This is a genomic window from Arthrobacter sp. Dra40 (assembly GCF_059091905.1).
On sequence record NZ_JBNHHB010000066.1, the window covers coordinates 21,330 to 27,329 of the forward strand.

The 6,000-nt window shown below is 60.7% G+C and carries 7 protein-coding genes; 2 read left to right on the forward strand and 5 right to left on the reverse strand.

Going from position 1 to position 6,000, the window contains the following annotated elements; genetic code table 11:
- Positions 1-117 precede the first annotated feature (117 nt).
- Complete coding sequence (locus AC5RWT_RS21170; protein WP_494081878.1) at positions 118-858, forward strand: SDR family NAD(P)-dependent oxidoreductase; 741 nt, start codon at positions 118-120, stop codon at positions 856-858.
- 268 nt (positions 859-1,126) lie between these two features.
- Here AC5RWT_RS21170 and AC5RWT_RS21175 read toward each other — a convergent pair whose 3' ends face one another.
- The 5 genes from AC5RWT_RS21175 to AC5RWT_RS21195 all read right to left on the reverse strand — a co-directional run bounded on the left by AC5RWT_RS21175 (position 1,127) and on the right by AC5RWT_RS21195 (position 4,523).
- The gene (locus AC5RWT_RS21175; protein ID WP_493967292.1) at positions 1,127-1,591 is read right to left on the reverse strand and encodes an ASCH domain-containing protein; all 465 of its coding nucleotides are present in this window, start codon (positions 1,589-1,591) and stop codon (positions 1,127-1,129) included.
- Positions 1,592-1,901: 310 nt separating this feature from the next.
- The gene (locus AC5RWT_RS21180) at positions 1,902-2,063 is read right to left on the reverse strand and encodes a hypothetical protein (RefSeq protein ID WP_493967183.1); all 162 of its coding nucleotides are present in this window, start codon (positions 2,061-2,063) and stop codon (positions 1,902-1,904) included.
- A 95-nt stretch (positions 2,064-2,158) separates the two neighbouring features.
- Entirely contained in the window at positions 2,159-2,296 is a 138-nt protein-coding gene (locus AC5RWT_RS21185) for a hypothetical protein (protein ID WP_493967184.1), read from the reverse strand.
- Between the two features lie 26 nt (positions 2,297-2,322).
- Complete coding sequence (locus tag AC5RWT_RS21190) at positions 2,323-3,354, reverse strand: AAA family ATPase (protein WP_493967185.1); 1,032 nt, start codon at positions 3,352-3,354, stop codon at positions 2,323-2,325.
- 644 nt (positions 3,355-3,998) lie between these two features.
- Entirely contained in the window at positions 3,999-4,523 is a 525-nt protein-coding gene (locus tag AC5RWT_RS21195) for a hypothetical protein (protein WP_494081879.1), read from the reverse strand.
- A 1,227-nt stretch (positions 4,524-5,750) separates the two neighbouring features.
- On the opposite strand from AC5RWT_RS21195, the gene AC5RWT_RS21200 reads away from it, so the two are divergent.
- Positions 5,751-6,000: DUF1990 family protein (locus AC5RWT_RS21200; protein WP_494081880.1), on the forward strand; the 250-nt coding region annotated here is incomplete at its 3' end.

Sequence of the window (6,000 nt, forward strand, 5' to 3'; positions counted from 1 at the left end):
CTCCCATAGTACTTACTGAATAGTGGGTACGGCAGATTAGGAATAGTTCGAATGCTGGCGCACTTTTACCTAATGCGCTCACAACAGTGAGCATGAACTGACTTTCGGAGAATATACGTGGCATCCAACTCCTCACCCGTCATTGTCATTTTCGGCGCCGGACCCGGCCTTGGAGCATCCGTGGCCCGCCGTTTCGGCCGGGAAGGTTTCCGGGTGGCCCTTGTCGGGCGGCGCCAAGAACCACTTCGCGAGTTTGCCGAGATGCTGAAGGCCGAGGGCATCGAAGCCGCACCGTTCGCCGCCGACCTGTCTGACCTTGCACGGGTTCCCGCTCTGATTGCCGGCATCCGTAAGCGGTTCGGCCGTATCGACGTCATTGAGTACGGTCCGGCCAGTGCAGCGGACCAAGGGTTTGTCCCAGCGGCACAGCTGGACACTGTAGCTCTGGAAAAATACATGCGCCTCTTCCTGCTCACCCCCGTAGAAATCGTTCGTCAGGTCCTCCCCGAGCTCATCGAACGTGGCAACGGCGCGATCTTAGTAACCCACGGGTCTTCCTCCGCAACTGGGATTCCGTTCCTCAGCGGGGTCGGGCCGGCCATGGCTGCCATGCGCAACTATCTCTATTCTTTGAATGGCGAGCTTGAAGGCACGGGAGTCTACGCAGGTACCCTCACCATCGGAGCTCTCATCACCAGTGGTGAGCCTTTTACCGACCAGGCCTTCCCCGGTGACGCCGAGGCTGCCACCACGTTCCCGAAAGTTCACCCCGATACTCTCGCTGGACTCTACTGGGACATGTATGTCCAGCGCCGTGCCGTCGAGCAGGCCTACCCGGACCTGGTCGCCGCAGTATGAACACCACTCACCTGTAAGTGAGCTGACAACACCACACAGTTCGATCAGGCAAGAATCTGGTCGGACTTGGTTGTGCGTCACGGGAAGCGGATCTCGGTTTCATGAGGCCATAGCCAAACTGTCCCGCATGCCGGTCGCACACCGCGACGAAGATGGGCGAGAACTTATGCATGCCCTGTGAATGGCCCCAGCGCGATGGAATTCGTGTTCCATCAGGGCTCATTACTGTCCCGTTTGTGGGTCCCCTACGGGCAAACGTGCGGCTATCTTATTGCGCCGAATCTGCATATTGAGGTGGCCAGACCACCTTGAATCGTTCGAAGACGATTTCGTCGGTTTCTGCCCATTGACGCCCTCGGGCTGCTGATACGCGAGTCCAGTAGCGGCGGTGCTCACGCTGCCAACTGTCTAGGCTCAAATCGTCCTCGCCTTCGTCGAGGGCGAACGCAGCATCAGCACTATTGAAAGAACCAATGCGCAGTTCAATACTGCGAATGATGATGCTCGGAGTGCCGTTCCCATCACAGGCAATCCAGTGGGACCCGATCCGGGGCACCTGGTCACCTCGCCCTATGAAGTCTGCAACGAGCTCCGCCGTCGCGCGTTTCCTTCCGCTGAGAACATGAGCGAGAAGTTCATCAGCTAACCGCTGCGTATCACCGAAGTGTTCAATTGTGTATTCCGGGGACGCAGCTACCGCCTCCGGATGAGCGGCACAGTATTCCTGCCACATCCGAATGCCTGCGTCATGGTCGGCTGGGCCAACGGCGTCAAGTCTCACCACCTCATGATGTCAGAAGCAGGCGCCCGATAGCCGGTCGCAAACTGCGACAAAGATGAGCGAGAACTACGCATGCCTGTGAATGGCGCCAGCGCGATGGAATTCATGTTCCACCAGGGCCGGCATGTCCCTTTAAAGGGTGCTTCATCGAAGCACCTGCCCGGACATACTCACGGTTATCCGCGTCCTGTGCGCGTCGCTGGAGCTTGCCTACCTTGGCCGGGTATAGGACGACCCTGGGGCTGGTGCGCGGACCGTCCGGTCAGGAGGTTTGCCGGGGCAGCTGCCGGGCGGGGAGGCTGCGCCCTGCGGGAGCCAGGTTCACCGCATCGGCGATCGCATCCGGGTTCGTTCCGGTACACAGGGCCTCGCCGATGGCGTCGTTCAGGGCCGTCTGGGCCCGGTCCATGTCGCCCTGGGGCATCTCCAAGGCCGCCTCAGCAGCCCAAACTCGCTTCAGCGCCGCATCAATCTGTCTGACTTAGGGCCTGTCAGCCACGCTGAATTCGGTCACGTCAGTCACCCACTTTTCGTCGGGGCGCCGGCATCAAGCTGCCGGTTCAGCAGGTTCGGGGCAACGATGCCCTGCTCGCCCTGGTAGGAGTTGCAGCGTTTCTTCCGCCGGACCTTGCAGACCAGCCGCAGCGAACGCGGCATTCGCCTAACAGCCGCCGCAGATCCGGTCAGGCCAGCCAGCGCCGCCAGCGTGACTGCTCCGGTTCCGGTGTTGGTTCCGGCTCCGGCTCCTCGCCCAAGGCCAGCGCGGCCTCGACGATGTCGTCCTCGGTGAGGGTCATGACGGCCTCACGATCGAGCGCATCGAGACTTTGTTCCTCGTCCAGCGACAGCCGCAGCGCCTGGCGGTTGAGCGCCTGCTCGAACAGCGTGCGGGCGAACCGTGCGTTGCCGGAGTCCTCGCCCGCGTGGAGCCCGGTGAAAATGCGGCGCAGCATCTGGTCCGCACCCGGCTCCAGCGTGTACTCGTGTTGGGCCAGCATCTGGTGGAAGATCGTCTGGAGTTCGTCGATGGAGTAGTCGGGGAACGTGATCTCGCGGGCGAATCGGGAGCGCAGTCCGGGGTTCGAGAGCAGAAAGGACTCCATCAGCTGCGGGTACCCGGCCACGATCACGACCAGGCGGTGGCGGTGGTCCTCCATCCGCTTGAGCAGGACCTCGATCGTCTCGGGACCGAAGTCCGCCCGGCCGTCGTCCGGGGCCAGCGCGTAGGCCTCATCGATGAACAGGACGCCGTCCAGCGCACGCCGGATCACCCGGTCCGTCTTGATGGCGGTCGCGCCGACGTACTGCCCCACCAGGCCCGAACGGTCGACCTCAACCAGGTGGCCTTTCTGCAGTAGACCGACCGCGCGGTACATCTCGGCCAGGAGCCGCGCCACGGTGGTCTTGCCCGTGCCCGGGTTTCCGAGGAACACCAGATGCTGTGATGTGGCCACCTCCGGCAGGCCGTGCGCCTTACGGCGGGCCTGCACCTGGAGCAGTGCGACGAGGGCCCGCACCTGTTCCTTCACGGTCTCCAGTCCGACCAGCGAGTCGAGCTCGGCTTGCACCTCGGACAGCGGCCGGGCCGGCCCGGGCCTCGCACCGATGAGATCACCGACCAGGTCGACGCGCTCCGAACCGTGCAGCTTGAGCTGATCGGTTAGATGGCCGATGGTATCGCGAAGGTCGTCGAGCGGATTGCGGCTGGCAGCCATGCATCCACTGTAGTACCCGGTTCACGACCGGGTGGGGTTGGCCTCACCAGTATCAGCCCCCTCTTGGCCGTAGTTCACGCGACACAGGAGTCTCCGTTGGCTCATGCGGGCACTGGCCGGAGAACAATGATGAGATTATCCCTGCCGATACAGCTCCGTCCCCGACGGCTTGGCTCTGTCATACCTTCAGATGTCCAAACAGGGGAAACCCTGGACGCAGGTCGTCTGTAGTTCGCAAGCTGCCAACCACCTGCCATACAAGTCTCCGTTATAAAGGAGCATGGTTATCCCAGGTCTAGATCGCATTCCTTCCCTGCTCGCGGCCCGACCCTGCGCACCTCGGCCTGACTGTCTCGCAAGCCGGTCCCCCACCGCGAGACCTTCGGCTCCGCTCTCTACGGGGAAAAGTCCCCGAAAAACTAAGACCACCGAAATCGCGCATACCCCGCCCGCAAAAAGGCCCGCCGGGGCACCTTTTGCGGATCATGGCCCCAGCCTAACCGTCACTGCGCGGCCACGGCGGAAGCTTTGCGGCACCGGCCACCCCGCCGGGCTCACGGCCCCGGCTGATGGACTGGCATATATAGGAGGAACGGGGCCGACGCGCGAAAGACAAGTAGCTCGCGGTCTCCGGCGGGCATTTTTCAGGCGCCCTTTTCCGGCCCGGGAATATCTGTTCGAAGGTCCCGCAGGATCAGTGAGCGGACCGGTTCCCGGAATTCGGTCACCACACCGTATTCGTCGTCGAAAAGTGCCGTTGCCGTGTACCCCTCGTCCTCCCTGTACACCAGGGACAGCAGCACTCCGCCTCCCTGGCGCTCGGCTCCCGAAATCCGCAGGTCGTCCGCATAGCCGCCCCAAATGCGCATTTTCAGCGGATAGAACGCCTGGACAGACGGCGGGATCCAGTCGGCGCGCTGGTGCCCCAGGTACTCGGCGGCCGTCCCGCGGTGGAAAACCAGCCCCTCCTTAGGGCTGTAGGAGATCGTCTGGTCGTCCTCCTCCACCCTCCAAGAGTGTGCCCGGTCGCTGACCCGGACCCGTGAGAAGGACCGCCGGCCCGTCTCATCCGTTTCCTCCACCGTGGCGGACATCGGGTACCGGATGTCTTCGCCGCGGATCACGGAAAGCATGTGCAGCAAGGCGTCAAAGCCTGCCTGTCCATCCATTGTTTCCCCCTGTGCCGCCCTGTCTTGAGGACCAAGCTCCACCTGGGAGACTACAAGAGATTTGAAGCCATCAACGCTGTCTGGCCAACCGACGACCATCGGGCTATAGAAGGCAACCGTTCCGCTAGACGTTCCTGCTATGGTCTTCGAAATTTCATGCGTCACGATCGATAAGTGACCCAGACTACGATTGACACGATTAGTGCCGGGTTTTGATGTCCCAAAGGAGGGACCATTGGGTGAGCCGCTAGAAGAGGTTGAATCAGCGTGACAGTCGCAAACGAATCCGGTGCCAATAGCAGTAACCCTGAAGTCTCTGTCTTGCTACCGTGGCTTTCCCTGACAGTGGCGACGCTTTCACTGCTTTTCCCAGCTTTTTTGATGCAAATCATTTGCCTAGGTCTCGGTGCAGGTTGCGCCTTGATGGTTTTCTATCGCTTTGCTAGGCCCCGAAATATCAGTCTTCGGCGACCCGAGCAGTGGCGAGGCATGATTCTGGTTGCTTCGGGTGCTGCTGCTCTCGGATTCGTTATGAGGTTTGTAGCGATACTCGGCATTTCAACGCCTATTCGCTACGGCGACTACATGCAACCATCCGGCTCGAACGCTTTCCTACAGTGGATAGCAGTGCACGCCGTTCCGGCCTGGGCAATTTCGGTGCTTCTCATGCTGTCTAGCACCATGCTATTGGTCCTCTGCACCACCATCCACCGCAAGCGCCACTTGCTAACTATTTGACGGGCCACCGCTGTGTCATCCGGTCAGACTATGTGCCCGCCGCAGAACCAGACGTAGCTGAAGCGAGCGGTACCTCCGACAGTACGGCGCCACGCCTACTCTTCGTCTCAAAACTAATCCCGATAGGGCGTCTCCCAATCAGGTGTGCGGAAGCGACTCATGGCAAAGAGCGCATGCGGCTTTCATGATGTCGCTCAGTGTCCGGATGGAGTACACACCAACCTGACGTCCGGAAGATAGCTGAAAGACGTCAGGATAGGGTTCTAATCTGCAATTCCTAACGTCTTGAGGCTAGAGTCATAGATTTCACTCTGACATCTCAATAGACGTCGCTGCTTCAGGACCTACAACCGCCCTGTGGGACAGGCAGCCACCGGTTCAAAGGCTGTGCAAAAACCGACCTCGTGGATTAGCAATCACTGGTCTGTCTACGTGTAGACGAGAATGAGGGTCAACTGAGAGTAAGTGCAGGACGCGAAGGGATGCGGCATGACGAGTCCGGCTTTACCGGGATGGCCCAGTAGTGACCGCGGATATCGTCGATCCGAGGTTACGTCGGTTGTGGGACGAGGCGACGTCAAATGGGAGCAAGCCGCTTTCGATGTGCTCCGATGGAAGGTGAAAACCGCGAGTGGCTTTTCTGTAGATGCACCGGGCCCGGTCTCGCAAGGTGACGACGTGATTGTCACAGCGAACATTTGCGGGGTCACCGTTGTTGAGCCGGTGGAAGTCGTATCTG

Coding starts and splice junctions, on each gene's coding strand:
- AC5RWT_RS21175 (WP_493967292.1), bottom strand. CDS start 1,591: ATGTGGCAGGAATACTGTGCCGCTCATCCGGAGGCGGTAGCTGCGTCC.
- AC5RWT_RS21180 (WP_493967183.1), bottom strand. CDS start 2,063: ATGCCCCAGGGCGACATGGACCGGGCCCAGACGGCCCTGAACGACGCC.
- AC5RWT_RS21185 (WP_493967184.1), bottom strand. CDS start 2,296: ATGCCGCGTTCGCTGCGGCTGGTCTGCAAGGTCCGGCGGAAGAAACGC.
- AC5RWT_RS21190 (WP_493967185.1), bottom strand. CDS start 3,354: ATGGCTGCCAGCCGCAATCCGCTCGACGACCTTCGCGATACCATCGGC.
- AC5RWT_RS21195 (WP_494081879.1), bottom strand. CDS start 4,523: ATGGATGGACAGGCAGGCTTTGACGCCTTGCTGCACATGCTTTCCGTG.